We start from the raw sequence: 23,838 nt of genomic DNA, 5'->3' as shown, positions 1-23,838 counted from the left end.
TAGCTCAGTCCCGCCGGTCCGGCTCGAGGTGCGGGCGCGCGAGGAGCGTCTCGATCCCGCGGCCGCGGAGTTCGACGCCCTCGCCGATCTCCCAGTGCTCGGCTTCCTCGTGAGATGCCAGGAACACTGCTCGTGCGGACCCGAGGACGCGGGTGGGTTCGTCCTTCGCGAGCTCGGTGAGGCGGGCGGCCTCGTTGACCGGATCGCCGATGACCGTGTACTCGAGTCGCTGTTCGGCGCCGATGTGCCCGGCGATGGCCTTGCCGGCGGAGACGCCGATGCCGATGTCGGTGTCACCGAGGGTCTCGTAGAGCTCGGCCCGCAGCTCACGCGCGGAGGCAAGCGCCCGGCCGGCGAAGTCGTCGAGGTCGAGCGGCGCCCCGAAGATGGCGAGCGCCGCGTCGCCCTGGAACTTGTTGACGAACCCGCCGTGGCGACCGACCACGCCGACGACGACCCGGAAGAACTCGTTGAGCAGTTCGACGATCTCGCGGGGCGGCCGATTCACCGCCAGGCGCGTCGAGCCGACGATGTCGACGAACAGGACGCCGACGTAGCGTTCCTCGCCACCGAGTTCGGTGCCGGTCTCGATGGCCCGCCGCGCGACGTCCTCGCCGACGTAGCGGCCGAACAGGTTGCGCAGCTGCTGGCGTTCGCGCAGGTCGGCGACCATGTCGTTGAATCCGGCCTGCAGCAGGCCGAGATCACTGCCGTCGTAGATCTTCACCGCGACGTTGAGGTCGCCCTCGCTGACCTTGGACTGTGCGCGCCGCAGCTGCTTGATCGGGTCGTTGATGGCGGCGACAACGCGCACGATCGCGATCACGCTGAACGCGAGCGCCGAGATCGCCATCCACAGGATCGGCCGCTCCAGGCCGGTGGAGTCGGCCTCGATGATGCCGAGCCGGTGCAGCACGATCATCCCGATGATCACCAGCATCGGGGCGACCACGCTGATCACCCAGAACGCGGTGATGCGGGTGGTGACACTGGGCGCGATGGCATTGTCGGGATTGTTGGCCATCGCCGCGACCGTGATCGGCCGCATGACCTTCTCCGCCTGCATGTAGCTGAGCGCACACGTGACCATCGCGCCGATCGTGCTGGCGATCGCGACGATGAAGGCGTTCTTCGACGACACGGTCAGGTTGACGAGCGTGAACAGCGTGCCGCCCACGACCCACAGCGCGGCGTTCACCGCGGTCAGCAGCATCGGTAGCGCGAGGGCGCGGCGTCGTGCGGCCTCGTTGTCGAGTCGGGTGCGACGCCGATGCCAGATGAGCACCGGTAGCGACAACTGGATGCTGGCGAAGCCGCCGATGACCATCGCGATCAACAAGTAGGCAGCGAAGATGACCTGGTTCAGCGCGGTGATCTCGTCGAGGCTGATCGAATCCTGGATCGGCATGCCGAAGCGCAGGAACGCGAAGGTGAACAGTGCACCGACGAGGTTCGCCCGCAGCATGTCCAGCGCGAGAATGGGCCACGGCGTATGAATCAGCCATCGGGCCAGATGCAGGCCCTTTGACCACCGCGACCGTTGTTGAACCACGAAGACTACGGTAGCTGGCTGCTTGCAATCGTTAAACACGGTTCCGCGCCTCAGGCGTGTCCGAACTGCGGATTAGGGTGTTGCTGTGACAAATGTCTTCGATCGGCTGACCGGGCAAGAGGCCATCGCCGACGATCTGCGGGCCGCCGCACGGGCCGCGCGTGCTCTTGCGGCGAGGCTCGACGCGGGTACCTCGGACGACCTGTTCCTCGCCGACGACGAGATCCCGGCCGTCGATGCGGGGTGGTCGCGGGCGTCGATGACCCACTCGTGGCTGTTCACCGGACCGCCGGGCAGCGGTCGGTCGGTGGCCGCGCAATGCTTCGCCGCGGCTCTCCAGTGCCAGGCGCCCGACGCCGCGAACGTCGGCTGTGGCGAGTGTCGTGCGTGCGTCACGGTGATGGCGAAGACCCATGCCGATGTCCGCCACGTCGTGCCGGAGGGGCTGAGCCTCGCCGTCGGGGCGATGCGCGACATCGTGCAGGCCGCCGCGCGCCGGCCCGGCACGGGGCGCTGGCAGATCGTCATCGTGGAGGACGCCGACCGGCTCACCGAGCAGGCCGCGAACGCACTGCTGAAGGTCGTCGAGGAGCCGCCGTCACGCACGGTGTTCCTGCTGTGTGCGCCGTCGGTGGACCCGGAGGACATCTCGGTGACCCTGCGGTCGCGCTGCCGGCACGTCGCACTGGTGACGCCGACGACCGCCGACATCGAGCGGGTTCTCGTCGAGCGCGACGGTCTCGATCCGGAGCAGGCTCGGTGGGCGGCGTCGGTGTGCGGCGGCCACATCGGGCGCGCGCGTCGGCTGGCGACGGATCCCGAGGCGCGCACGCAACGCGAGAAGGCGCTCGGGCTGGCGCGTGCCGCCGCCCGCGACTCGACCGCCTATGCCGCTGCCGAGGAGCTCGTCCGGTCGGCCGATGAGGCCGCCAAGGCGATCAGTGCCGAACTCGACGCGGCCGAGACCGAGGAGATGAAGACCGCGCTCGGGGCGGGCGGCACGGGCAAGGGCACCGCGCGGATGCCGCGCGGAAGTGCCGGCGCGCTCAAGGAACTGGAGAAGCGGCAGAAGTCGAGGGCGACCCGGGTCGGACGCGACGTCCTCGACCGTGCCCTGGTCGACCTCGCCGCGCTGTTCCGCGACGCGCTCGTCGTCGGCGTCGGCGCCCAGGTCACCGCGATGCATCCGGACAAGGCCGACGACCTCGCGAATCCGCTCGCCGGCTACGCCAAGCCCGAGCAGCTGCTGCAGTGCGTCGAAGCCGTGCTCGCGTGCCGGGAGGCCCTCGACATGAACGTGAAGCCGAAGTTCGCGGTCGACGACATGGTCGCGCGGATCGGACTCGCGCTCGCGCGACCGGTCGGGGCGTAGACAGCTTCACCCTTCCCTATTGGTAACTCATGTGTTACCAATAGGTCGTGGATGACTTCGAGGCGATTGCCGACCCGGTGCGTCGTGCGCTGATCGAGCGGCTCGCTCGCGGGTCGGCGCGCGTCGTCGATCTCGCGGCCGACCACCCGATCAGCCGACCGGCGATCTCGCGTCACCTTCGTGTGCTCGGCGAAGCTGGCGTGACGACGGCCGTCGACCACGGCCGGGAGCGGCATTACGAGCTGGCGTCCGGCGCGCTGGCCGGGGTCCGGGCGTGGCTCGACGCGGTGGACTCGGCGGTTGCGGGCTCGCACGCCGTGGACTCGCGCGCCGTGGACTCGCACGCCGTGCAGCCGAGATTCGATGAGCGTCATCTCGACGCGCTCGACCTCGAGGTGCGACGTACCGTGCGCGAGTTCGTCGATGAGGAATCCGCGGACTCCCCTCTTGCACAGCCCGATTCAGGCAGACGACACAAGGAGACAGGATGACTGCGGACATCACGGCCACGGGCCGTCGAGAGGTGCGGGCCGGCGTGCCGCACGTGGTGCTCGAACGGAGTTTTTCGGCGCCGGCCGACGCCGTATGGGCGGCGATCACCGAACCCGCGCGCCTCGAACGCTGGATCGGAACATGGGCGGGCGACCCCGTCGACGGGTTCGTCGACTTCCGGATGACCGCCGAGGGCGACGACGTGGAGCCGGAGCGATTCACGATCCTGGAATGCGATCCGCCGCGCCGGCTGGTCGTCGAATCGAAGTCCCCGGCCCAGGACGGGAATGAGGACGTGTGGCGGCTGGAACTGGACCTGGCCGAAGCCCACGGAACGACGACACTGACCTTCGCCCAGGGACTGCCACGGGCCGACATGGCCGAGAACGTGGGCCCGGGATGGGAGTACTACCTCGACCGTCTGGTGGCGGCCGAGGCCGGCCGTAGCGTCGCCGAGGTCGACTGGGACGCCTACTACCCGGCGCTGTCGTCGTCGTACGCGGACATGTTCCGGGACTGATCGGTCGCGCCCGGACTCCGATCGCCGGAGGGTGACGCGGGCCTCCACCTATCATGAGGTCACGGTCGCGTGCCGCGGCCGGACGATGAGCGAGGAGCGAGCGATGTCGGACTTCATCCGCAAGATCAAGGAAGATGCCAAGGCCGTCTCGGCCGCCATCGATCAGGAACTGACGGTGCTCGAGGGTGTTCCCGGCTACGACCCCCTCGCCGACAACAGGGACGCCGAGACGTCCGACGAGACCGCCGAGGACGCGGAACGGGTCGACGACGACGCCCGGTAGGGACAGACGGCAAACGGCCGCCGGTTGGAGAATCCATCCGGCGGCCGTCCTGCTGTCACGCGGGTGTGCTCGCTGGGCGAACTCACCCCGGGCCGCTCACTTCTGAACGAACCCCAGCAGCGCCTCGTTCACCTCGGCGGCGTGAGTCCACAGCAGGCCGTGCGGCGCATCGGGGACCTCGACGTACTCGGCCTCCGGAACGGCCTGGTGGAAGCGGCGACCAGTGGCATCGATCGGCAGGATGTTGTCGGCCGTGCCGTGCAGGATCAGGGTCGGCTTGCCCGAGTCGCGCACTGCGGCAACATCTTCGCGGAAGTCCTCGATCCAGGCGGGGACAACCGAGTAGGCGGCGACCGGCGCACTGCCGACCGCGGTGTTCCAGTTCGCGTCGACGACCTCCTGGGTGATGCGGGTGCCGAGGTTGTCGTCGAGGTTGTAGAAGTCCTTGTAGAACTGCGTGTACCAGGCGTAGCGGTTCTCCTTGGCGGCCGCCGCGATACCGTCGAAGACGGACCGGTCGACGCCTTCGGGATTGTCGTCGGTCTTCACCAGGAACGGTTCGAGCGACGCCAGGAACGCGAACTTCGCGACCCGATCGATGCCGTGGTTCTTGGCGTAACGGGCGAGTTCGCCGGTGCCCATGGAGAATCCGACGAGGATGACGTCGCGGAGATCGAGCGTCTCCAGGACGGTGTTCAGGTCCGCGGCGAAGGTGTCGTAGTCGTAGCCGGTGCCGACCTTGCTCGACTTCCCGAACCCGCGACGGTCATAGGTGATCACGCGGTAGCCGGCGTCGATGAGCTCGCGCGCCTGCAGTTCCCAGCTGTTGCCGTCGAGCGGATAGCCGTGGATCAGCACGACGGCCTGGCCGGTGCCGTGATCTTCGTAGTAAAGCTCGACGTCGGTGGAGTTCTCGGTGCCGACTTTGATGTAGCCCATTGCGATCACTTCTCTCTGTTGAGGCGACCCGATCGGGATCGGAATCGATGCGGCGGGCGGGAGAACGATCGTTCTCACCGGTGATTGCTACACTAGAGAACGATCGTTCCCCGCGCAACCCCCAGCCGGGAACCGGCAGTAGAGGAGATCGAGGTGACCGACGCCGTGGACCCACGCGAGCAGGTGGTCCGCGCCGCTGACCAGCTGTTCAATGCGCACGGGGTCCACGCGGTGGGGATGGACAAGGTCCGCGATGCGGCGGGGGTGTCGCTGAAGAAGATCTACTCGATGTTCCCGTCGAAGGAGGCGTTGATCCTCGCGGTGCTCGACGATCGGACCCGGCAGTGGAACAGCGGGATCGCCGCGTGCGCGGAGGGGCTGTCATCACCGCGAGAGAGGTTGCTCGCCGTGTTCGACTTCTTGCTCCAGTGGTTCGGCACCGACGAGTTCCGCGGGTGCGCGTTCATCAACGCCTACGGCGAACTCGGGGCCGAGATGCCCTCGGTCGCCGCCGCGGTCCGTGCTCAGAAGGCCGATTTCCAGCGTTACGTCGCGGGTCTGGTGGCGGAGTTGGGAGGCCCCGACGGCCTCGGCGCGCAGCTGTCCATCCTCGCCGAGGGGGCCCAGACCACGGCGGCGATCGCGGGCTCGGTGCGTGCCGCCGACGATGCACGAGCCGCCGCCGAAGTCCTGATCGACCAGGCTCTCCAGTAGTCGATTCCAGAAGTGCTGCGGCCGTGAGCTTCTCGACGGTTGGTGATCTGTCGCCCTCGGTGCGGCGAAAATCGCTCGCGGGAGACGCCCGATGGTGGGAGGCTGCGACGGTGATCGACGTCGACAGGTTCAGCGCAGACGGTTTCCTCAAGATCGAGCGCCCGTTGCTGCGCGAGGCCGCGGACCGGGCGCGGGCAGGATTGTGGGCTCAGCTGGGTCTGTCCGAGAACGACCCGGACGCCTGGACCGATCCGGTGCGCTGGGCGTCGGACATGGTGGGGGCCGGCCCATTCGGGTTGCTCGCGAACAGTCCGGAGCTGACCGAGGCGCTCGATGCGATCTGTGGCGTCGGCGGTTGGACACCGCGCGGCGCCCTGGGCAACATACCGGTCCGCTTCCCGCTTCCGCCGACGGTCGATGACCGCGGCTGGCACATCGACGCCAACACACCGCGCGAGGACGGATCGTGGGTGGTGAGTCGACGGCCCCACACCGTGCTGATCCTGACCCTGCTCTCCGAGGTCGGACCGACCGACGCACCGACACGCATCCGGGTGGGGTCACATGTCGACGCTGTCGCCGTCCTCGACGACGACGGAATGAGCCCCTTCGACGCCGGTCCGCTACTCGACGCCGCGAGTCGCGAGCGTCGCGTCGCCTACGCGACCGGCAGTCCCGGTGACGTCTACGTGGTCCATCCGTTCACCGTGCACGCGGCCGACGAACATCGCGGTGCGACTCCACGATTCATGGCGCAGGGGCCGGTGATGCTGACCTCGCCGTTGTCGCCCGACTCGGCAGCACCACTCGCGTCGGTGTTCGGTTGAGGACCTGATCTACGACGACGAATCAGGCGTCGGAGTCCGAGGATTCGCTGCCGGAACCACCGCGGTCGGAGGAGTCGCTGTCGTCGCCCGCGCCGGAACGGTCACCGCTCGTCGAGTCGGATCGTGAGTTGCCTGAACTCTCGGACGTACCGTCGTCGCCCGCTTCGCCTGAGGCCGATCCGGTGTCCCCGTCGTCGTCGACATCGGCGGACTCGGTCGGCAAGTCCTGGCCATCGTCGACCACGATGTCCCGCAGGGTTTCCCGGCCCACGTCCCGTGTCTCGACGGTGTCCCTGGGCGTCTCGGCATCGGCTCCGGCGTCGGATGTGGTGTCGCCACGGTCGGTGGTCGGCTCGATGGGCCGGCCGCGTGGTGGTTCGGTGACCTCTGGCTCGCCGCCCGTGCCGGCGTCGGGACGTGGCGTCTCGACAGGGCGGTCCGTCCGGGGCGGGTCGACCTTCCATCCGATCGACTTCAGGAGTGCCGAGACGAGCGGGACGGTCTCCAGCCAGACTCGAATGCTCCACGGTCCACGCGGATCCGACACCAGCACGATGACCGGACCGTCGGTACCCGGCGGGGGCGGAGTCAGGCTGGTGCCGCCCTCGGGTGCACCGGGCGCTCCGGGCCCGCCGGAGCCCTGGGCGTCGCCGGTGTAGACGACGAACGGACTGTTCGCGTCGAGTCCGGCGATGACGGTCATGACCGCCAGGTTCTGTTGCACGGCACGTTCTTTGAGTTCGTCGTCGAGCTCCGTCGACAACACTGCGCGGGTTCGGGGACCGCCGGCGATGATGGGTCCGACCGAGTGCGGAAAGTCGATGACCAGCGTTCTCGGTGTACCCGTGGAAGACAGGTCGCGTGTCATGGGAGCGGCCGGCCCGCCGGTCGGTGTAGCAGCGACGGACGGGGCGGCGAGGCCGCCGGCGCCCGGCGACAACGGGATCGGTTGGCTCCACCCGGTGGTCGATTCGGTGGCCACCTGGACCGTGTCCGGCGCGGCGAGAGCGTGGACCAGGGTGGTCACGTTGATCGATGCGACCGCGGTCGGGATGACGGTGGCCAGCGAGAGCGCGCCGAGGGTGAGAGAGGCGTTGGAGAGGCCCGAGGGTCGTCGAAGAGGACCGACGCCGTCGTTCTCGACGGCGCGTCGCGTGCCGCGCCGATATCCTGCCACCCCTGGGCCCCCTCTTTGTCGATCAGATATTAGACGGCGAGTGGGCTGCTCGCTGTCGTCTGAATGACACAAATCGGGACATCTACTCGGAGGGTCAGCTACTGGAGATCAAGGTCCTTCCAGATCCAGCAGCGCGGCCACCCGCTGGGTGAGCCGGAAACGCAGCGGTTTCCTCGTGACGGTCTCGATGATCCCGGCGTCGTCCAAGCGCTGGAGTCGCGGTCGGACGAACTGACTGGATCTTCCCAGCACGTCGGCCAGGGTGTTCGATCGGACGGCGCGGTTCACATCGAAGTAGTAGGCCTGGCCGAGGGTGTACAAGATCGCGCCGAAGTCGTCAGGACTTATCGGCGGTGACGACTCGCGGTCGAGCCCTACGCTGAGCGGAAACTGTTCGTCATCAACCAGATCGCGAAGGCGTGCCCTGAGCGCCTCGATCTTCTGCCGACGTTCGGAGAGGTCGAGCAGCAGCCGATGTTGTGCCTCGGCGATGATCTCCAACATTCTGATCAAGAAAGGCGTCAGATCCCCGCGATTCAGTGGATTCTCCACGTCCGCGAACGCGCGATAGTAACGGTCCTTGTTGTCGGCGACGGTCGCCGACAGCGCGAGGCTCGCGTACGGAGCGATCACCTGTCGGAGGTCGAGTGCGAGAAGGTAGCGCCCGGTTCGGCCGTTGCCGTCGTAGAACGGGTGCGTGTACTCGAAGATGAAGTGCGCAGCCACGGCCCTGATGAGTTGGGGGACCGAATCGTCGCGCGCCTGGCTCAGCATCAGGGTGAGCGCTGCGTCGATCGCTGACTCGGGCACGACTCCGGTATGCACGATCTTGGTCCCGGATTCGATCGATACCGGCCCCTGCCGGAACAGCCGCCCATCGGGAGCGTCTTCATCACGGATCTCTCCCGCGGTCACCGCGTCGTAGACAGCCCGGATGTCGTCCAGCGTATGCGGACTTTCGGCCTCGTCGTTGCCGATGTCGAGGTAAAGACGCGCCATCTCCGCGAAGCGCTTGTTTTCGATGGGTTGTCGCGCCCGGACGGCCCTGATCGCAGCACCGATCTCCTGTCGGGTCGAACGGACCTGTTCGATCTCGTTGGTCGCTTGGATTTCGTCGATGACCATGCGATGGAGATAGTGGGTCCGTGCTCGTCCTGGCAGATCTTTCCACTCGGACTGAATCTTCGGCTCAAAGCTCATGATTCGTTCGATCAGCACTGCGATCTCGGGGGTCAGCAGCGCGAACATCGGGTACTCGCCGATCATCAAGTCCCAGCGGAGGGCGGCGGGAGACTCGCGTCGGACCCGTTCCTCAGCGTCGGCGCCGACTTGATCGCGCTGGTGGAAGACGGACTTGAGCGTTCTGTATGACACTTGATCTATCTCCGCATCCATACGCAAAAGCGGGGTGGCCTGTATGGCCTATGTTATACAGAGACGGAGATAGATAAAATAAGGAACAGTCGGAGTGGCCTCTATTGTTCCAATGGTGCCCAGGGCTGCGTTCGCAGGGTCGGTCGACGGGGGTCGCGCACCGCGGGGCTGCCACACGCCCGCCTGTTCCTGGTTGAACGAGTGAACTAAACGGCCTGCGGTCAGTGCGTCGAGGCGGCCGCGCGGCGGATTTCTGACGACGCAGGGGTGGGCCAGAAGCGAGGCATGAGTGGCCGGGAGGAGATGGAGCCGCCCAGGGGAATCGAACCCCTGACCTATTCATTACGAGTGAATTGCTCTACCGACTGAGCTAGGGCGGCGTGCTACGCGAGGCAGCGCAGACGAGTCTAGCGAGGGACGGGGGCACGAACAAAACCCGGGTCGTCGAAGCCAGAGGGCCCAGGTCAACCCGGGAAGTCGGAACCGCAGACGACCGGCACCCGACGCTGCGGATCGAGTGCGTTGCGGACGAGCGCAGCGACGGTCGGGGAGTAGGCCATCCCGACGTGACCGATCTTCGACGCCGGGCACACGTCCTGGATCACCGTGTTGGTGATGTTGGGGCCGGGCGGCATCAAGGTCACGGTGTACGGCGTCGAGATCTCGTCGAATCGCGTCGCGAGGTTCACGTATCGGATCGAGCGATGCGTCGGACCCCAGTAGCTCTGACCGGGGGCACGGGCCGGTAGGCGGTCGGTGATCGACCCGACGCGGGAGTATCCCCGGTTCGACGCGGACAGCCCGACGATCGTGCCCACCTGTTCGGCGCGTCCGGGCAATTGGGTGACGAGCTGTGCGATCGCGCCGCCCTGGCTGTGGCCGACGACATCGACCTTCTGGGCACCGGTGGCAGCCAGAACCCGTCCGACGAAAGCCGGGACCACACGGGCGGACTGCTCCTTGTTGCCCAGGCCGCCGGTGTTGCCGCTCCAGCTCGTCTGGCCGTAGGTCAGGCTGAACACGCAGTACCCCGCGTTGGCCAGGGTCGGCGCGAGATACGCCCAGTTGGCGCTCTGGTTCATGGCGGTCGCGTGCAATAGCACGACCGGATTGCGTCCGTCCCGGTCGCGGCAGCCGAAGCGGTTGGCGCCGGCGGGCGACTCCGATGCCGGACTCAGGTAGCGAGTGGCGATGGCGGTCGGCGCATCCGTGATCACCGGGAACGGCGCGGCGTTCGCGCTTCCGGCCACGAGGCACAAACCTGCGGCGGCTAGCGCGAGCACAGCCGCCGTGACTCCGGATCGGATGCTGTTCATGGTCGGATTGTCGCCGACGACGCGGCGACGCGACCCGCGATTGCCGGAACGCCGGGCGGTCTAGGCGAGTACCTCGGCCAGTTGCGTCAGGCGAACACTGTTTCCCGACGGGTCGCGGAAACCCGCGTCGATGCCGTACGGCCGTTCTTCGGGTGTCTCGGTGAACTCGGCGCTGGCGATGCGAATCATGTTGTCTTCCTTCGCTTGAGGGATGTTGCGGTGTGAGATCAACGTAAGTCGCTGCGGCCGTCGAGGTCTTCTCCCCGTGTGCTGTCCTCACGTCGCCCGTCGCGTGTTGCTTCACTTCCCGGGGATTGCGCGGTCCGGCTCGTCGGAGCCGGGCGCGAGTAGACGCGCAGAACGCATGCCGGTATCCGTGCGTACGTGGAGGCGGGTGGGAACGAATCCCGATATGCGGTCGGCGTCTTGCCGAATGCGCGAGTGAAGCTCGTGGTGAACGAACCGACACTGGAAAGACCCACCGCCATGCAGATGTCGGCGACGGTACGGTCTGTCGTTCGCAGCATCGCCGCTGCCCGCTCCAGTCGTCGAGTCTGCAGATACGCGTGTGGCGACTGTCCGTATGCGGCCGCGAAGGCCCGCGAGAAGTGGGCGCGGGACAGTTTCGCCGCGGCGGCCATGTCGTCGACCGTCAGCGGCTCGGCGAAGCGCACGTCCGCGAGATCCTTGGCGCGCAGCAGGTGACGGGCCGGGTGTGCGCTGGGCATGAATTCGATGATGCCCACGTCGACACGTCACCGTCGGATGTTCGGTGACCTCAGTCGCGGTCGCGTCGCCGGAACTCGACGCCGCGCGGCGACAGTTCGTACCCGACGACGAGGCTGTCGGTCAGCCCGAGCTTCTTGAGCTTGGCGATGTCCTGCTTCAATCCTGCTCGGTCCCTGCCGAGTTCAGCCGCGAGGTCGGTCGACACCACGCCCGGGCGGCGCGCGATGAGGTCGAGGGTTTCTCGGGTCCATGGACCGTTCTTGGACCGGGAGTCCATCCGGTCGAGGCGGGTTCGGATCTCGTCCACGTCCGCGTCCGCGAGATCATCGTCGGCGCGCAGGGCGATCCGTGGGTCCTCGCCGATGCACTGCAGTCCGATGCGGTAGGTCGGATTGTGGACGTTGACGCAGAGGGCGGCCCGGACGGCGTCGGCATCGTCGTATCCTGCACGCCGCGCCTCGTCGCGCGTGATCCGCTCGGGGTCGACGCGTTCCAGCGACGTCACCTCGATGACGTGAGTCAGCGCGATGAAGATCGAGCCGGGATGTATGCGCGGATGGCCCCATCGCCGGAAGGCGAGGTCGACGGTTCCGTCCGCGACCCCGCGGGCGACTGCGGCCGTGAGAAGCACACTCGCGACCCTAGTCAGCGCGACATCTGTGTGCATGAATTCGCAGCGCAGGATCGCCTGTCACCCCTGTGGATGACAGCTGAGAAGGTCCTGAGAGCTGTTGTAGGGTGTCCCGAGGTCAGCGACGGCATATGCCGACGTCATCGGGGGACCCCCTGCGTCGTGCCGTCGTTGAGCGCAACTTCACGACGACATGATCACCGGCCGGGGGGAGGGATCTTTGGTGCCGCCGCGCGCTTCCGCACTGTGGTTCCCCGACGTCCCGCCGTCGCCCGCTTCCGACGCGACGCCAGCCGCCGATCTGGCCGCTCACCTGGCCCGATACCGCTCCGTCGGCCCAGCTCAGGTGGCCCCGCAGCCGTCCGTGGTGGCTGTTCTCGAGCGTCCACTTCCACAGCTCGAGGAGCCGATCCGCCCGGTGGTCGCCGTACCGCAGGTCGTCGCGCCTCGCCCGGCGTCGGAGCTCGACGCGTTCCTGGCGGAGGCGGAGAAGTCGGTCCGTGCGAAGCGGAAGAGCGGATCGGCCGCACGCGGTGAGACGCCCGCACGTCTCGGTTCGCCACTGCGAATCGCAGGTGCGGCAGCAGCGATTCTTGTGATTGTCGCCACAGCCTTGGGTGTGGTCCTGACGCGCGGCGGCGAGTCCGAATCGACGACGGCATCGACGTCCACCGCTGACGCCTCTGATTCGCTGTTGCCATCCACGTCCGCTGTGGCGAGCGAGCCCGCCTGTACGCAACGCCCGGTGGGGGCGGGGACGACGGTGTCCGACGGCGACGATGCCGGTGATCAAGAGTCCGGCGCCGGCGCGATCCGCGCCTTCAACCACGCCTACTACGTTCTGCGCTCGGCGAGGGCGGCACGGGCGGTCGCGGCGCCGGGCGCGGTGGCCTCCGAGTACGTGATGCAGCAGTACATCAACCAGCGTCCCATCGGTACCCGGCACTGTCTGACGGTCGCCGAGCGCGGCCCGGGCGAGTACTCGGTGGTGCTCACCGAACTGCAGCCCGACGCGGCGCCCATCACCTACCGCCAGGTCATCCGCACGACGACCATCGGCGGAAGGTCCTACATCCAGTCCATTCGATCAGTTGAGTGAGATCTCGCCCGCCGTGGGCGCACCAGAGAGGTAGTCGAGTAATGAGTCATAGTCGGGGTCGGCACCGGAAGCGTCGGGTGCCGAGTGGTCCATTGCTGTCGCTGACATCGGCGGTGGTCGCAGCGTCGATCACTGCGGGCGCGGGAGCGGCGTTTGCGGTGCCGGAGCAGGGGGGCACGAGTCCGGGTGACACGGCGCCGGGGCAGGGTGGCACGAGTCCGAGCGATGTGTCGCCGGATGGTGGTGCCGGTGCTGAGGCCACGGTCGAGCCGGTCGTGGTTCCGGGGCCGGGCAGTATTCCGGGGCCGCCGGTGGAGGCGCCTTATCAGGCGTACACCGCGCCTGGGTCGTATTCGTATGACGAGCCCTACACTCCGTTGATCAACAATCGGGTGGCTCCGCGGGTTGCTCCGCCGGTTCGGCCGATCGCGCCGCCGCCGGAGAAGATCCGTGTGGGCAACTTCGTCACCGACATTCCGGAGGGGATGTCGAAGCGTGATGTGAACTCGATCAATGCGTGGTCGGCCTATGGTGAGGCGAAGATCGCGCAAGGTTTGATCTCTGCTGGTGTTCCTGAGGACGAGGCGACGCGTCGTGCTGCCGCCACGATCATCGGTGTCATGGCCGGTGGTACGGCTGGTGCTGTCGCGCTTGGTATTCCGTCGGCGGTTGTGGGCGCGGGAGTTGGTGCGGGAGTCGGGGCGTTGATCGGCTCCGCGTTCCCGCCGCAGCCGTTTCAGACGGGTGTAGGTGCACTAATCGGTGCCGGGGTTGGAGGTGCCGGGGCTGGCGCTGCAGGCGCAATAGTCGGTTTCGCCATCGGTGGGACTGCTGGCGGAGCCCTCGCGTATGCGCTTGGCGCGGGTGACCCCGGCGCGAACCCGGATGAGCCATGGAATCAGAACGGTCCACGGCACGCGCTCCCGCAGCCTGATGGGCCGAATCAGTTTGAATTCCACCTGACAGCAGATCGCGCGCGCAGCGCGGGGTTGCCAGCCGTCGACTATGTCGTCAACCATCGTGGCGACGTTGACGCAAGAATAGGGGCTTCGACCTTCAAATGGTCGGGAGCGCAAGCTCGGTCACCCTATGTAGTGTTCGGCCCGCAGACTGAGAAGTCGGTACGCGACTGGACTCGCGCACAGTCCGACAGCCTGAAGAACGCGGTCCCTGGAAGTGACGTCTTGTGGCCGGCTGAGGTTGGCAACTCTTCAGCCGAACATCACTGAGAACAAGGGCCTTTGAATATGAAACGTCTGTTGTGTGTAGTGATCGGCCTTGTCGTCGTGTCCGCGGGTGTTGTCGTCGGAGTTGGGAAAAGCGATGCTGCACCACAGTTGCCACGCATAGGTATTACCGGCGACACCATGGGAACCTTTGGCGATCATTCCTACTGCAGAGGAGTCCTGCACGTGGGCTTGACTGCCGCCCCATCCAAGCCCGGGGTCGTCCGGGTCACCCTCACGTCTTCTGGCTTCACAGGAAACGGTCCGAGTTGGAAGCGGAAGCCGGTGTGTAAGCTTCTGATCGGCACAGTGCATACGAGCATCGAGGCGTATGCCAAATGGAACTTCTTTAACGCCGATTTTGGACCGCGCCGCGGACAGAAGGTGGTCCACGACATCAGGACCGGGTCCGGTCTTGTTCAGTTCCAGGCCGTCTCGTATGCGCGCAACAACCCCGTTCGCGTCATGCAGTCCTACGGAGTGTCGCACTACATGTTGGTCCCGTAGCTTACGAAGTGAGTTGAGTTTTTGATGTCAAGACGTATTGCAGTTGCACTGACGGTGGCTGTAGCAGCGCTGACCGGGGTGATCGCTGGTCCAGGAGATGTCAACGCGGCGCCCGAACTGCAGAGAATCTCGGTCAGCGGCAACCAATTTGCTACGGTGGGCAACCATTCATTCTGCAACGGTGTACTACACGTCAGTCTCACCGCAGCGCCCAGGGAGCCGGGAGTTGTCCGCGTCTCGCTCACGTCTCGCGGATTTACCGGCCAGGGGCCGAGTTGGAAGCGGAATCCGGTGTGCAAGCTGTTGGTCGGCACGGTGCACACCAGTGCGATTGGGTACGCGCAATGGAACTTCTTCAATGCCAATTTTGGTCCGAGGCGTGGGCAGAAGGTGGTTCACGAGGTCAGGACTGGGTCGGGAGTGGTCGAGTTTCTGGTGTCGACGTATGCCCGTAACAACCCGATTCGTCTGAGGCAGTCGGTGGGCGTGTCGTACTACATGCTGGTTCCTTGACGAACCCAGCGAAAACTGACGATCTAGTACGCCGCACCGCGCCGACAAGATATTCGGTGCGTGCTCACAGATGGGTGGCGCACCGACGCGGGGCCACTTCCAATTTTTGATCCGAATCGAATAGTGAGGGACGAATGAATAAACTCATGGTCTTTATGGTCGTGCTTGTCTTGGCAAGTATCGCTACGGTTGCTGGCGGTGGTCACTCAACCGCAGCCCCTATTCCCCAGCTATCAACGACCGGGAACAATTTCGGCACCTTTGGTGACCACTCCTTCTGCCGCGGAGCTGTCAACATCGGTCTCGATGCGCCGGCAGGGAAGCCCGGCGTGGTTCGAGTAACTGCACGGTCGCACGGGTTCACAGGCGACGGCCCGGGATGGAGGAAGAATCCGAGGTGTCGAGTCCTCTTCGCGACAACGTACACAAGCGGTCGAGGACTCAACATTCAGAAGTGGGTAAGAGCTGGCTTCGGGCCGCGACGCGGTGAGAGCAAGACTTGGGACGTTCATACGGGTTCGGGTGTGGTCGTATTCGGCGTAACTGCCTACTCGGCTAACAGCCCGATCGCCTCACCCCAGTCATACGGGGCGGGTTTCTACCTGTTGGTCCCGTAACTGAGCGCCCGCAGAAGGTAAAGAGGGATCAAATGAAGCGATTACTCGCGACTATTTTTGTCGGACTTATCGTTGGCGCCTTGTGCATGGCGGGCGTCGGTCAGGCGTCCGCGGCTCCGATTCCCCAAGTTTCGACTACCGGCTACAACTTCGGGATATTCGGCGACCACTCCTACTGCCGGGGTGCGGTCAACGCGACTGTGGATGCGCCGAAGGGTAAGCGGGGTGTAGTCAGGGTCACGGTGCGGTCGCACGGGTTCACCGGGGCTGGGGCGAGTTGGAAGCGTAATCCGAATTGCCGAGTGCTCTTTGGGAACTACTACACCAGCGTGCGGGGTTACAACCTGGAAAAATGGGTTACCGCAACGTTCGGCCCGCGTCCGGGCGAGAAGAAGGTTTGGGAGATCAACACCGGCTCAGGTCCAGTCAGCCTTGGGTTCGGTGGGTTTTCGCCCAATAGTCCTGTTCGAGTCCCTTCCGGCTACGGTTCGACCATCTACATGCTCGTTCCCTGAATCCACATGACCAACCCGACCACACCACGCGACGGCGACCCGCAGGCCTGGGCCGAGCGGGCCGTCGTCGTGTGCGGGACAGCGGGAGGCGTTGGCACGTCGGTTGTTTCGGCGCTGCTCGCGGAGCATCGGGCGTCGTCGACGCTCGGGCTGCTCTCGTGGTGGGTGGACGCGTCGGGCAACGACTGCGACATCGAGCTGCGGCTCCGCGGGTCGGGTAACCCCGAACTGTTGCGCACGGCGTCGGGCACGGGTCTGTGGCTTCCGCCCGAGGAGGCGACGGTCACCGACGCCGTCGTCGAGACGTGGCGGCAGGGCGCGGTTCCCGTCGTCGACGCCGGTGCGCATCCGCTCACGTTGCTGCCCGAACTCGCCGAAGACGACCTCCCGAACCTCACCCCGGTGCTCGTCATCGCCGCGAGACCCGACTTACTCAACCGCGCCCGGGTCGTCTTCACCGAATGGGACCGGGCCGGGGTGCTGGAGAAGACGATCGTCGTCATCTCCTCCCAACTACCGGCCACCCATCAGGACGGACTCGCCGACATGCTGGTCAACGTGGTGTCCGGTGCGGTCGGCGGAGTGATCGGACTCGACTACGACCCCGTCATCGGCGCCGGCACCCCCCTGGACCAGGAGGCGCGCCGCGGGTTCCTCCCGGCGACGCACCAGGCGATCGCGACCTTGGCCGCGGCGACCACCAAGAGGCACTGAGGCGCGCCCCCTTTCGCAATCCACCGGAACGGGGCAGCATGGGGCGACATGACCGGGTCCACTCGCTCACCGCTCACCACCGCCGAGGCCGCCGAGATGGTCGCCGATCCCTGGCGTGTCATCGCCGACAGACTCGCCGCCGCCTACAACACCGGATCGATGGTGCGGGGCGGCGAGTTCGTCGCCAAGATCATCGACGCCGCCGAAGAGGCGAACCACCACCCCGACATCGATCTGCGTTACGGCACGGTGCATCTCGTGCTCACCACGCACAGCGCGCACCAGCTCACGGAAGCCGATGTCGCGCTGGCGAACCGGATCACGGGCATCGCCGCCGACCTCGGCCTCGAGCCGGTGTCCGCGCCCGTCACCCAGTTCAACCTCGCCATCGACGCCCTCGACATCCCGGCCATCAGGCCCTTCTGGAAAGCCGTCCTGGGCTACGGCGACGCGGCCGATCGCGAACCTGTCGACCTCGTCGATCCGGCTGGGCGCCTACCCAGCGTTTGGTTCCAGCAGATGGACGAACCTCGTCCCCAGCGGAGCAGGATGCACGTCGACCTGTGGATCCCGACCGACGAACTACACGAGCGGCTGCAGTCGGCCATCACCGCCGGCGGCCAACTCCTCACCGACGAGTACGCCCCGGCCTTCTGGGTCCTCGCCGACGCCGAGGGCAACGAGGTGTGCCTGTGCACCTGGCAGGACCAGAACTACTGATCAATCGGGGTGGTGAGTGACGCCGCCGAACTGCTGAAAACCACCCTCCACAGGCGGACCGACGACAAATTGCCGTCGGCGCCCTCCTGGAGGGTGGTTTTCAGTCGAGATCGAAGCCCTACGGCTAGGAGCAATGCCCCTCGGCGCGGGCGACGTCGGCGACGGCGGCCGCGACCGCCGGGGCGACCCGGTCGTCGAGCGGGCTGGGCACGATGCGGTCGGCGCGCAGGTCGTCGGCGACGACCGAGAAGATGGCTTCGGCCGCAGCGATTTTCATGCCCTCGCTGATGCGTCGTGCACCGGCGTCGAGCGCACCCTTGAAGACGCCGGGGAAGGCGAGCACGTTGTTGATCTGGTTCGGGAAGTCGCTGCGCCCGGTCGCGACGATCGCCGCGTACTTGGCGGCGGCCTCCGGATGGATCTCCGGGTCGGGGTTCGACAGGGCGAAGACGATCGAATCGTCGTTCATCGACGCGATGAGCTCTTCGGGGATCAGACCTGCCGACACACCGATGAAGACGTCGGCGCCGGCGAGCGCCTCGACCGCGCCACCGGTCAGCCCGCGCGGGTTGGTGCGTGACGCCAGTTCGCTCTTCGACTCGTTCAGGCCGTCACGTCCCGCGGACACGATGCCCTTGGAATCCAACACGACGACATCGGAGATGCCCACTGCCAGAAGGATGTTCGCGCACGCGACACCCGCGGCACCGGCGCCGGAGATCACGACCTTCAGGCCGGCGAGATCGCGGCCGAGGTGGGTCGTCGCGCCCTTGAGGGCGGCGAGGACGACGATCGCGGTGCCGTGCTGGTCGTCGTGCATGACCGGGCAGTCGAGCGCCTCGATGACGCGGCGCTCGATCTCGAAGCAGCGCGGCGCGGAGATGTCCTCGAGGTTCACGGCGCCGAAGCTCGGGCGGAGTCGGATCAGGGTCTCGACGATCTCGTCGGGATCCTGGGTGTCGAGAACGATGGGGATCGAGTTGAGTCCGGCGAAGCTGCGGAACAGTGCGGACTTGCCCTCCATGACCGGCAGCGAGGCGCGGGGACCGATGTCGCCGAGTCCGAGGACCGCAGAGCCGTCGCTCACCACGGCGACCAGGCGATCGGTCCAGGTGTACTTGTTCACCAGGGTGGCATCGGTGTCGATCGCACGCGACACCTGGGCCACACCCGGGGTGTAGGCGATCGACAGGTCGCGCTGGGTGTCGATGGGTGCGCGCAGCTCCACCGAGAGCTTGCCGCCGACGTGGGCCAAGAAGATCTCTTCGTCGGTGATGGGGTGGTCGGCGATCGTGGGTTCGGTGTAGGGGGTCTCACCCATACGTGTGTCCTCCGTGCTCGTCACGGGTCCTCCTGAAAAGCCGCGAAATGCGGGTTGCATCGTCTCGCCGGCCACGCTGCCCGCGAGCTAGAAGTGATCCGCATCGACGCGAGCAGGTGGGCTCAGCGGACGCGGGCCGGGCTCGTGCGAGCGGGGTGACGCTCGTTACGGCCGGATTAAGTGTCTCACCGTCTGGGATCGTTCCGGAAGGTGGGTCGGCCCAGGTGAAGTGTCCAATGATCATTGATAAGGTACAACTTGTGTCTATGTTGCATGCGACCTCCGAATCCGCTGCTGAGCGGGTATATGTCGAGGTCAAAGAGCAAATTCTCACAAACGCGATCGCCGGCGGTGAGCTGATCAGCGAGGGTGAGATCGCCGCGAAGTGCTCGGTGAGCCGTACGCCGGTGCGCGAGGCGTTCCTGCGGTTGGAGACGGAAGGCTGGATGCGTCTCTACCCGAAACGGGGAGCCCTCGTGGTCCCCATCGGTGAGCGCGAGATCCGCGACGTCGTGGACGCGCGCCTGCTCCTCGAACGGCACGCGGTGCGTGCGGTCGTGGGCCGGCCGGGCGCGGTGGCCGGACTCGTGCGGAGTCTGCGCGCCAACCTCGACGCCCATCGTCGGTCCGACGCCTCGGACATCCGGGAGTTCTCCCGCATCGACGCCGAGTTCCATCAGCTCATCGCCGCCGCGGGCGACAACGCATTGCTGTCGGGCTTCTACACCACGCTCGGAGAGCGGCATCGACGGATGACGACGGCGTCGGTGCACCGGGACGCGAGTGTCGCGGCCCGGATCCTCGACGACCACCGCGCGCTCCTCGACGCGATCGAGTCCGCCGACGCCGAACGTTTCGACACGCTGCTCGCCGGCCACCTCGTCGCGGTTCACGATCTACCCGGGCACGACCTCCCCGGGGCGCCGGCATGAGCGCCGACCGCGCGCGCTTCGGATGGCCCGCCGTCGCGCTCGCCGTGTTCGCCACCGCGTGGGGCGGCAACGAATTCACGCCGCTGCTGGTCATGTACCGGCAGATCACCGACATGTCGCCGGTCGTCGTCGACGCGCTGCTCTTCGCCTACGTCCTGGGCATCGTGCCCGCCCTGCTGATCGGCGGCCCGTTGTCGGATCGGCTGGGCCGACGGCCACTCATGCTGCCCGCCCCGCTGTTCGCGGCGGTCGGTTCGGGACTGCTGGCCGCGGGCTCGGAGTCGGTAGCACTGCTGACCGCCGGGCGGGTGTGCAGCGGCATCGCGCTGGGGCTCTCGATGGCCGTGGGCGGGAGCTGGATCAAGGAACTCTCGGACCGAGACGGTGCGCGGACCGGTGCCGGCGCCGGTCGCGCGGCCATGAGTCTCACGGCCGGCTTCGGCGTCGGCGCCGGGGTGGCCGGGGTGCTCGCGCAGTGGGGGCCGTGGCCGCATGTGCTGCCGTACCTGATCAACATCGCCATCGCGGTCGTCGCGGCGAATCTGATCGTGCTGGTGCCGGAGACGCGTCCCAGACAAGATTCGCCGGGGCGTCTGCGGGACGACCTGCGCATCCCGTCCGCGGGCCATCGTCGTTTCCTGTTCGTCGTGCTGCCACTGGCGCCCTGGGTTTTCGGTGCCGCCGCATCGGGTTACGCGATCGTCCCTGCCCTCATGTCCGCCCGCACCGCGGGAGCGCCGATCGCGTTCGCCGGCCTGTGCTGCGTCCTCGGCCTGTCCGCCGGTTTCGGCATCCAGTCGTTGGGTCGGCGGATCGACCGGCCGGGGAGTCTCCGCGGTGTCGTCGTCGCCTTCGTGGTGCTCGTGGCCGGAATGGTCCTCGCAGCCGTGGCGGCACAGGTGCTGACCGTATGGGTCGCGCTCCTGGCGTCGACGTTGCTCGGCTGCGGATACGGCATGGCGATGATCGTCGGCCTGCTGGAGGTGCAGCGCATCGCCGGACCCGACGACCTCGCCGGGCTCACGGCCGTGTTCTACGGCGTGACCTACCTCGGCTTCGGGGTTCCGGCGGTTCTGGCCTGGATCTCGGAGAGCTGGCCGGCGATCACCTACCCGGTCATGTTCGGCTTCGGCGCCGTCGCCGCAATGATGAGCTTGATCGTCGCTCTCCTCGGACATCGTCGTCACGGTGCGCCCGACGACGAACCCGGTACCGCCGCGATGGCGGGCTCGGCCGCCGGGGCCGCCCGCACACGGTGACGCGTCGTCGATCGACCACCCGGTAACCTGCTGAGAGTTTGATCAGGCACCGCGCAGTGACACCGCGGTGCGACGGGGAGTGCAGCGGGTGAGTGTGGAAAGGCGCAGACGATGATGCTGGGAGCATGGGTCGTCGTGGTGACCGCGCTCGTGCTCATCCTGCCCGGCGCGTTCGTCGGCCGACGGATGAACCTCCCGTGGCCGGTCGCGCTGGCCGCCGGTCCGCCCATCACGTTCGCCCTGGTCTCGATCCTGACGGTGCTGTACTCCGTCGTCGGCTTCGAGTGGAATGCCGTCTCGGCCCTGGTGGGTCTGGTCTTCGCGGTCGGCGGTGCCTGGGTCTACTCGGCGCTGCTGCTCACCCGCTGGGGCCAGCGGCTGGCGCCGGTACCCGACGCCGACGGCGAATCCCGCGTGGGACGGACCGCGATGGTGCGGGTCGCCGCCGGGCTCGGACTCGGTGGACTCGTCATCGCCGTCACCTGCATCCGGCCGATCGCGACGACGGCATTCGCCGGTCTCGGCAACATCTCGCAGGTGTGGGATTCCTTGTGGCACGCCAGTTCGCTGCGCTGGATCCACGAGACGGGCGTCGGTTCGGCCATGCGGATGGGCGAGCTGATGAACTACGACACCCAGGGGTTCAATTACTACCCGAACACCTGGCATGCGCTGGGTGCGTTGCTGTTCCCGCTGACCGGTGCCGACCCGGTCGAGCTCTACAACACGTATTCGCCCGCAGTGCTGGCGATCACCGTCCCGCTCGGTGTCGCGTCGCTGGCCTACTGGTTCGCGCGGCACCGCTACGACGTCGACTCGTCGGCTCTCATCGCCGGTACCGCGGGTGCGCTGAGCGCGCTGTTCCCGTCCCTGCCCTACGTCGAGGTCCAGCTGACCTCGGTGCCGAACGCGGTCGGCGTGAGCCTGGCGCCGGTCGCCGCCGTCCTCGTGATGAGCGTGGTGTCGGACAGATCGCGTGTGCTGCCGGCCGCGCTGGCCGTGGCCGGTGTGACCGCCACCCACCCCTCCGGCCTGATCGTCGTCGGCGTGATCGTCGTCCTCTGGTGGCTGTGCGAGGGTCTGTGGCGTTCGGTCGCCGGTCGCCTGCGCGATCTCGCGACGCTGGCCGTCACGGCGGTGGTGACGCTGGTGCTCATCGCACCGGTCGTCCTGGGCACCATCCGGGTCGCCGACACCAATGAACTCCCGTTCTTCGACTTCCGTGAGGAGACGATCGGGGTCCTCGACGGGCTCGTCAAGGGCGCGTTCAACGGGACGATCCCGCTCGAGCTCGACCACTTCCCGGTGTGGCCGCTGATCGTCGTCACCCTGCTCGGGCTGATCGCGCTCGTATGGCTGCGATGCTGGGCCGGCCTGGTCGCATGGTTCGTGTTCGCCCTGGTGACCGCCAACGCGATGGTGTCCCTGGGGCCGCTGTCGTACCCGCTCGGGGCGATCGGCGGCTACTTCTACAACTCACCCCACCGGCTCACGTTCGTGGTCGCGATCCTCTCGGCCGCGGCGGCCGGCGTCGCGATCGGGGTTCTCGCGCTCGGCGTCGCGGGTCTGGTCCGACGGCGCGTGGCATCGGACCCGACCGACGGTCAGGAGAAGGCCGAGGCGACTTCGGGGAAGGCGCGCTGGGTGGTGGCCGCGACGTACGTGGTGTTGCTGGGTCTGATCGCCGGCGCCGCCGTCGTGCGTTATCCGCCGAACGCGCAGATCGCGTCGAAGGAGCGGGGCGGCAAGTATGTCGGGCCCGACGATCTCGCCGCCTACGAGTGGCTCGCCGCGCAGCCCGACGCCCAGGACGTCCTCGTCCTCAACAACCTCGACCAGGGCACCGGCTACCTGTACCCGGTCACCGGGGTCACCCCGATGTTCCCCTTCTACCGGGCCAACGAGTTCTCCGAGCGGCAGCGCGACCTCTTCTGGGGTGTGTCGGAGATCGGCGCCGACCCGGCCATCGACCAGATCGTGCGAGACATGAACGTGCACTACGTGATCGACTCGCCACCGAGTTACTGGGAGTTCCAGCGCGGCATGCCCGACCCGGCGCGCGGTCACCAGGGCGACCCCTTCCTGGCGTTGCGTCAGAACGGCGCTCCCGGATTGACCGAGGTGTTCCGCCGCGGCGACGCGGTGGTCTACCGCGTCAACAACCTCGTCTACCCGCCGCCGCCCGCGCCCTGAGTGGCTCCGCTCCTCAGCAACTGCGGCTCGGCGGCCGTCGTGGGCCACGGAAGACCAATCCTGGGCGACTGAACTCATGCTCCCTGAGGTGCGAGCGAAGCGAGCCACGAAGGGCTCCGCAACGTGTCTCACCAGGCCCTTCGTGGCTCGTCGCTATCGCTCCTCACACCTCAGGGAGCAATGGGGTCGCTTCTTTCGGATTAGGAGACTGCTGAAATAGTCGGTGTCGTTTCGGTGTGGGGTGAGCGGGTTTGCCTGGTGGGCTGGGATCCTGGTGGGTATGCAGGGTGAGCCGG

General features: G+C 67.0%; 23 protein-coding genes, 1 tRNA gene and 1 pseudogene. 15 read left to right on the top strand and 10 right to left on the bottom strand.

From position 1 onward, the window contains the following. Positions 1 to 4: 4 nt before the first annotated feature. Positions 5 to 1,465 carry an adenylate/guanylate cyclase domain-containing protein gene (locus ACFUEJ_RS16855; protein ID WP_078111767.1) on the bottom strand — a complete coding sequence of 487 codons (1,461 nt, stop codon included), beginning with the start codon at positions 1,463 to 1,465 and terminating at the stop codon, positions 5 to 7. Between the two features lie 172 nt (positions 1,466 to 1,637). Between ACFUEJ_RS16855 and ACFUEJ_RS16850 the strand changes: the two genes are divergently transcribed. The 4 genes from ACFUEJ_RS16850 (at position 1,638) to ACFUEJ_RS16835 (ending at position 4,219) form a co-directional block, all read left to right on the top strand. After that, complete coding sequence (locus tag ACFUEJ_RS16850; protein WP_058251106.1) at positions 1,638 to 2,924, top strand: DNA polymerase III subunit delta'; 1,287 nt, start codon at positions 1,638 to 1,640, stop codon at positions 2,922 to 2,924. A gap of 47 nt (positions 2,925 to 2,971) precedes the next feature. Beyond that, the gene (locus ACFUEJ_RS16845) at positions 2,972 to 3,415 is read left to right on the top strand and encodes a helix-turn-helix transcriptional regulator (protein WP_068970201.1); all 444 of its coding nucleotides are present in this window, start codon (positions 2,972 to 2,974) and stop codon (positions 3,413 to 3,415) included. Then, a complete protein-coding gene (locus ACFUEJ_RS16840; protein WP_068970200.1) occupies positions 3,412 to 3,936 on the top strand; it encodes an SRPBCC family protein in 525 nt (174 codons plus the stop codon). Before ACFUEJ_RS16845 ends, ACFUEJ_RS16840 begins: the two co-directional genes overlap by 4 nt. Positions 3,937 to 4,039: 103 nt before the next feature. Next, positions 4,040 to 4,219, top strand: coding sequence for a hypothetical protein (locus ACFUEJ_RS16835; RefSeq protein ID WP_068970217.1), 180 nt, complete (start codon positions 4,040 to 4,042; stop codon positions 4,217 to 4,219). A 96-nt stretch (positions 4,220 to 4,315) separates the two neighbouring features. On the opposite strand, the gene ACFUEJ_RS16830 is transcribed toward ACFUEJ_RS16835, so the two are convergent. Continuing rightward, positions 4,316 to 5,158 carry an alpha/beta hydrolase gene (locus tag ACFUEJ_RS16830; RefSeq protein WP_280360476.1) on the bottom strand — a complete coding sequence of 281 codons (843 nt, stop codon included), beginning with the start codon at positions 5,156 to 5,158 and terminating at the stop codon, positions 4,316 to 4,318. 153 nt (positions 5,159 to 5,311) lie between these two features. Here ACFUEJ_RS16830 and ACFUEJ_RS16825 point away from each other — a divergent pair, with 153 nt between their 5' ends. Both ACFUEJ_RS16825 and ACFUEJ_RS16820 read left to right on the top strand, forming a co-directional pair. Next, positions 5,312 to 5,872, top strand: coding sequence for a TetR/AcrR family transcriptional regulator (locus tag ACFUEJ_RS16825; protein ID WP_205333177.1), 561 nt, complete (start codon positions 5,312 to 5,314; stop codon positions 5,870 to 5,872). Positions 5,873 to 5,982: 110 nt separating this feature from the next. Then, on the top strand, positions 5,983 to 6,699 hold the full coding sequence (locus tag ACFUEJ_RS16820) for a mitomycin antibiotics/polyketide fumonisin biosynthesis protein (protein WP_388030712.1): 717 nt from the start codon (positions 5,983 to 5,985) through the stop codon (positions 6,697 to 6,699). Positions 6,700 to 6,721: 22 nt separating this feature from the next. Here the strand turns inward: ACFUEJ_RS16820 and ACFUEJ_RS16815 are convergent, their stop codons facing one another. The 7 genes and pseudogenes from ACFUEJ_RS16815 to ACFUEJ_RS16785 all read right to left on the bottom strand — a co-directional run bounded on the left by ACFUEJ_RS16815 (position 6,722) and on the right by ACFUEJ_RS16785 (position 11,926). Then, positions 6,722 to 7,876, bottom strand: coding sequence for a hypothetical protein (locus ACFUEJ_RS16815; protein ID WP_388030709.1), 1,155 nt, complete (start codon positions 7,874 to 7,876; stop codon positions 6,722 to 6,724). Between the two features lie 108 nt (positions 7,877 to 7,984). After that, positions 7,985 to 9,124, bottom strand: a complete 1,140-nt coding sequence (locus ACFUEJ_RS16810; RefSeq protein ID WP_388030706.1) for a Fic family protein — start codon at positions 9,122 to 9,124, stop codon at positions 7,985 to 7,987. 430 nt (positions 9,125 to 9,554) lie between these two features. After that, a tRNA-Thr gene (locus ACFUEJ_RS16805) sits at positions 9,555 to 9,630 on the bottom strand. An 84-nt stretch (positions 9,631 to 9,714) separates the two neighbouring features. Then, complete coding sequence (locus ACFUEJ_RS16800) at positions 9,715 to 10,566, bottom strand: triacylglycerol lipase (RefSeq protein WP_065630522.1); 852 nt, start codon at positions 10,564 to 10,566, stop codon at positions 9,715 to 9,717. Positions 10,567 to 10,626: 60 nt separating this feature from the next. Beyond that, positions 10,627 to 10,734 (bottom strand): annotated as a pseudogene (locus ACFUEJ_RS16795) (VOC family protein); the annotation flags it as partial. Positions 10,735 to 10,793: 59 nt separating this feature from the next. Further along, positions 10,794 to 11,294, bottom strand: coding sequence for a helix-turn-helix domain-containing protein (locus tag ACFUEJ_RS16790; RefSeq protein ID WP_388030772.1), 501 nt, complete (start codon positions 11,292 to 11,294; stop codon positions 10,794 to 10,796). Positions 11,295 to 11,344: 50 nt separating this feature from the next. Next, complete coding sequence (locus ACFUEJ_RS16785) at positions 11,345 to 11,926, bottom strand: hypothetical protein (RefSeq protein WP_159369955.1); 582 nt, start codon at positions 11,924 to 11,926, stop codon at positions 11,345 to 11,347. Between the two features lie 223 nt (positions 11,927 to 12,149). Here ACFUEJ_RS16785 and ACFUEJ_RS16780 point away from each other — a divergent pair, with 223 nt between their 5' ends. From ACFUEJ_RS16780 to ACFUEJ_RS16755, 6 genes are all read left to right on the top strand, one after another. Then, on the top strand, positions 12,150 to 13,025 hold the full coding sequence (locus ACFUEJ_RS16780) for a hypothetical protein (RefSeq protein WP_226512318.1): 876 nt from the start codon (positions 12,150 to 12,152) through the stop codon (positions 13,023 to 13,025). Between the two features lie 41 nt (positions 13,026 to 13,066). After that, a complete protein-coding gene (locus ACFUEJ_RS16775; RefSeq protein WP_238995005.1) occupies positions 13,067 to 14,254 on the top strand; it encodes a hypothetical protein in 1,188 nt (395 codons plus the stop codon). Between the two features lie 528 nt (positions 14,255 to 14,782). Next, entirely contained in the window at positions 14,783 to 15,271 is a 489-nt protein-coding gene (locus ACFUEJ_RS16770; protein ID WP_065630518.1) for a hypothetical protein, read from the top strand. Between the two features lie 649 nt (positions 15,272 to 15,920). After that, the gene (locus tag ACFUEJ_RS16765; RefSeq protein ID WP_083207333.1) at positions 15,921 to 16,403 is read left to right on the top strand and encodes an enoyl-CoA hydratase; all 483 of its coding nucleotides are present in this window, start codon (positions 15,921 to 15,923) and stop codon (positions 16,401 to 16,403) included. 6 nt (positions 16,404 to 16,409) lie between these two features. Next, complete coding sequence (locus tag ACFUEJ_RS16760) at positions 16,410 to 17,117, top strand: hypothetical protein (protein WP_065630517.1); 708 nt, start codon at positions 16,410 to 16,412, stop codon at positions 17,115 to 17,117. 48 nt (positions 17,118 to 17,165) lie between these two features. Beyond that, positions 17,166 to 17,837, top strand: a complete 672-nt coding sequence (locus tag ACFUEJ_RS16755; RefSeq protein WP_058251398.1) for a VOC family protein — start codon at positions 17,166 to 17,168, stop codon at positions 17,835 to 17,837. Positions 17,838 to 17,961: 124 nt separating this feature from the next. Here the strand turns inward: ACFUEJ_RS16755 and ACFUEJ_RS16750 are convergent, their stop codons facing one another. After that, entirely contained in the window at positions 17,962 to 19,158 is a 1,197-nt protein-coding gene (locus ACFUEJ_RS16750; RefSeq protein WP_058251397.1) for an NADP-dependent malic enzyme, read from the bottom strand. A 266-nt stretch (positions 19,159 to 19,424) separates the two neighbouring features. On the opposite strand from ACFUEJ_RS16750, the gene ACFUEJ_RS16745 reads away from it, so the two are divergent. The 3 genes from ACFUEJ_RS16745 (at position 19,425) to ACFUEJ_RS16735 (ending at position 23,542) form a co-directional block, all read left to right on the top strand. Next, complete coding sequence (locus ACFUEJ_RS16745; RefSeq protein ID WP_065630510.1) at positions 19,425 to 20,090, top strand: GntR family transcriptional regulator; 666 nt, start codon at positions 19,425 to 19,427, stop codon at positions 20,088 to 20,090. Then, positions 20,087 to 21,349 (top strand): MFS transporter, encoded by a 1,263-nt coding sequence (locus tag ACFUEJ_RS16740; protein WP_388030698.1) that lies wholly within the window; start codon positions 20,087 to 20,089, stop codon positions 21,347 to 21,349. The genes ACFUEJ_RS16745 and ACFUEJ_RS16740 overlap by 4 nt, the downstream gene beginning before the upstream one ends. 111 nt (positions 21,350 to 21,460) lie before the next feature. Next, positions 21,461 to 23,542 (top strand): DUF6541 family protein, encoded by a 2,082-nt coding sequence (locus tag ACFUEJ_RS16735; RefSeq protein WP_388030695.1) that lies wholly within the window; start codon positions 21,461 to 21,463, stop codon positions 23,540 to 23,542. Positions 23,543 to 23,838: the final 296 nt, after the last annotated feature.

The sequence above is a fragment of the Gordonia sp. NPDC057258 genome (assembly GCF_042668985.1).
Taxonomy (GTDB): domain Bacteria; phylum Actinomycetota; class Actinomycetes; order Mycobacteriales; family Mycobacteriaceae; genus Gordonia; species Gordonia hongkongensis.
This window is presented reverse-complemented; position numbering and strand designations above follow the sequence as displayed.

What these genes read in the sequence shown, in the direction of transcription:
- ACFUEJ_RS16745 (WP_065630510.1), top strand. Translation starts at nt 19,425, where the DNA reads ATGTTGCATGCGACCTCCGAATCCGCTGCTGAGCGGGTATATGTCGAG.
- ACFUEJ_RS16760 (WP_065630517.1), top strand. Translation starts at nt 16,410, where the DNA reads ATGACCAACCCGACCACACCACGCGACGGCGACCCGCAGGCCTGGGCC.
- ACFUEJ_RS16740 (WP_388030698.1), top strand. Translation starts at nt 20,087, where the DNA reads ATGAGCGCCGACCGCGCGCGCTTCGGATGGCCCGCCGTCGCGCTCGCC.
- ACFUEJ_RS16755 (WP_058251398.1), top strand. Translation starts at nt 17,166, where the DNA reads ATGACCGGGTCCACTCGCTCACCGCTCACCACCGCCGAGGCCGCCGAG.
- ACFUEJ_RS16735 (WP_388030695.1), top strand. Translation starts at nt 21,461, where the DNA reads ATGATGCTGGGAGCATGGGTCGTCGTGGTGACCGCGCTCGTGCTCATC.
- ACFUEJ_RS16855 (WP_078111767.1), bottom strand. Translation starts at nt 1,465, where the DNA reads ATGCTGCGGGCGAACCTCGTCGGTGCACTGTTCACCTTCGCGTTCCTG.
- ACFUEJ_RS16800 (WP_065630522.1), bottom strand. Translation starts at nt 10,566, where the DNA reads ATGAACAGCATCCGATCCGGAGTCACGGCGGCTGTGCTCGCGCTAGCC.
- ACFUEJ_RS16790 (WP_388030772.1), bottom strand. Translation starts at nt 11,294, where the DNA reads ATGCCCAGCGCACACCCGGCCCGTCACCTGCTGCGCGCCAAGGATCTC.
- ACFUEJ_RS16840 (WP_068970200.1), top strand. Translation starts at nt 3,412, where the DNA reads ATGACTGCGGACATCACGGCCACGGGCCGTCGAGAGGTGCGGGCCGGC.
- ACFUEJ_RS16830 (WP_280360476.1), bottom strand. Translation starts at nt 5,158, where the DNA reads ATGGGCTACATCAAAGTCGGCACCGAGAACTCCACCGACGTCGAGCTT.
- ACFUEJ_RS16765 (WP_083207333.1), top strand. Translation starts at nt 15,921, where the DNA reads ATGAAGCGATTACTCGCGACTATTTTTGTCGGACTTATCGTTGGCGCC.
- ACFUEJ_RS16750 (WP_058251397.1), bottom strand. Translation starts at nt 19,158, where the DNA reads ATGGGTGAGACCCCCTACACCGAACCCACGATCGCCGACCACCCCATC.
- ACFUEJ_RS16835 (WP_068970217.1), top strand. Translation starts at nt 4,040, where the DNA reads ATGTCGGACTTCATCCGCAAGATCAAGGAAGATGCCAAGGCCGTCTCG.
- ACFUEJ_RS16775 (WP_238995005.1), top strand. Translation starts at nt 13,067, where the DNA reads ATGAGTCATAGTCGGGGTCGGCACCGGAAGCGTCGGGTGCCGAGTGGT.
- ACFUEJ_RS16770 (WP_065630518.1), top strand. Translation starts at nt 14,783, where the DNA reads ATGTCAAGACGTATTGCAGTTGCACTGACGGTGGCTGTAGCAGCGCTG.
- ACFUEJ_RS16810 (WP_388030706.1), bottom strand. Translation starts at nt 9,124, where the DNA reads ATGTTCGCGCTGCTGACCCCCGAGATCGCAGTGCTGATCGAACGAATC.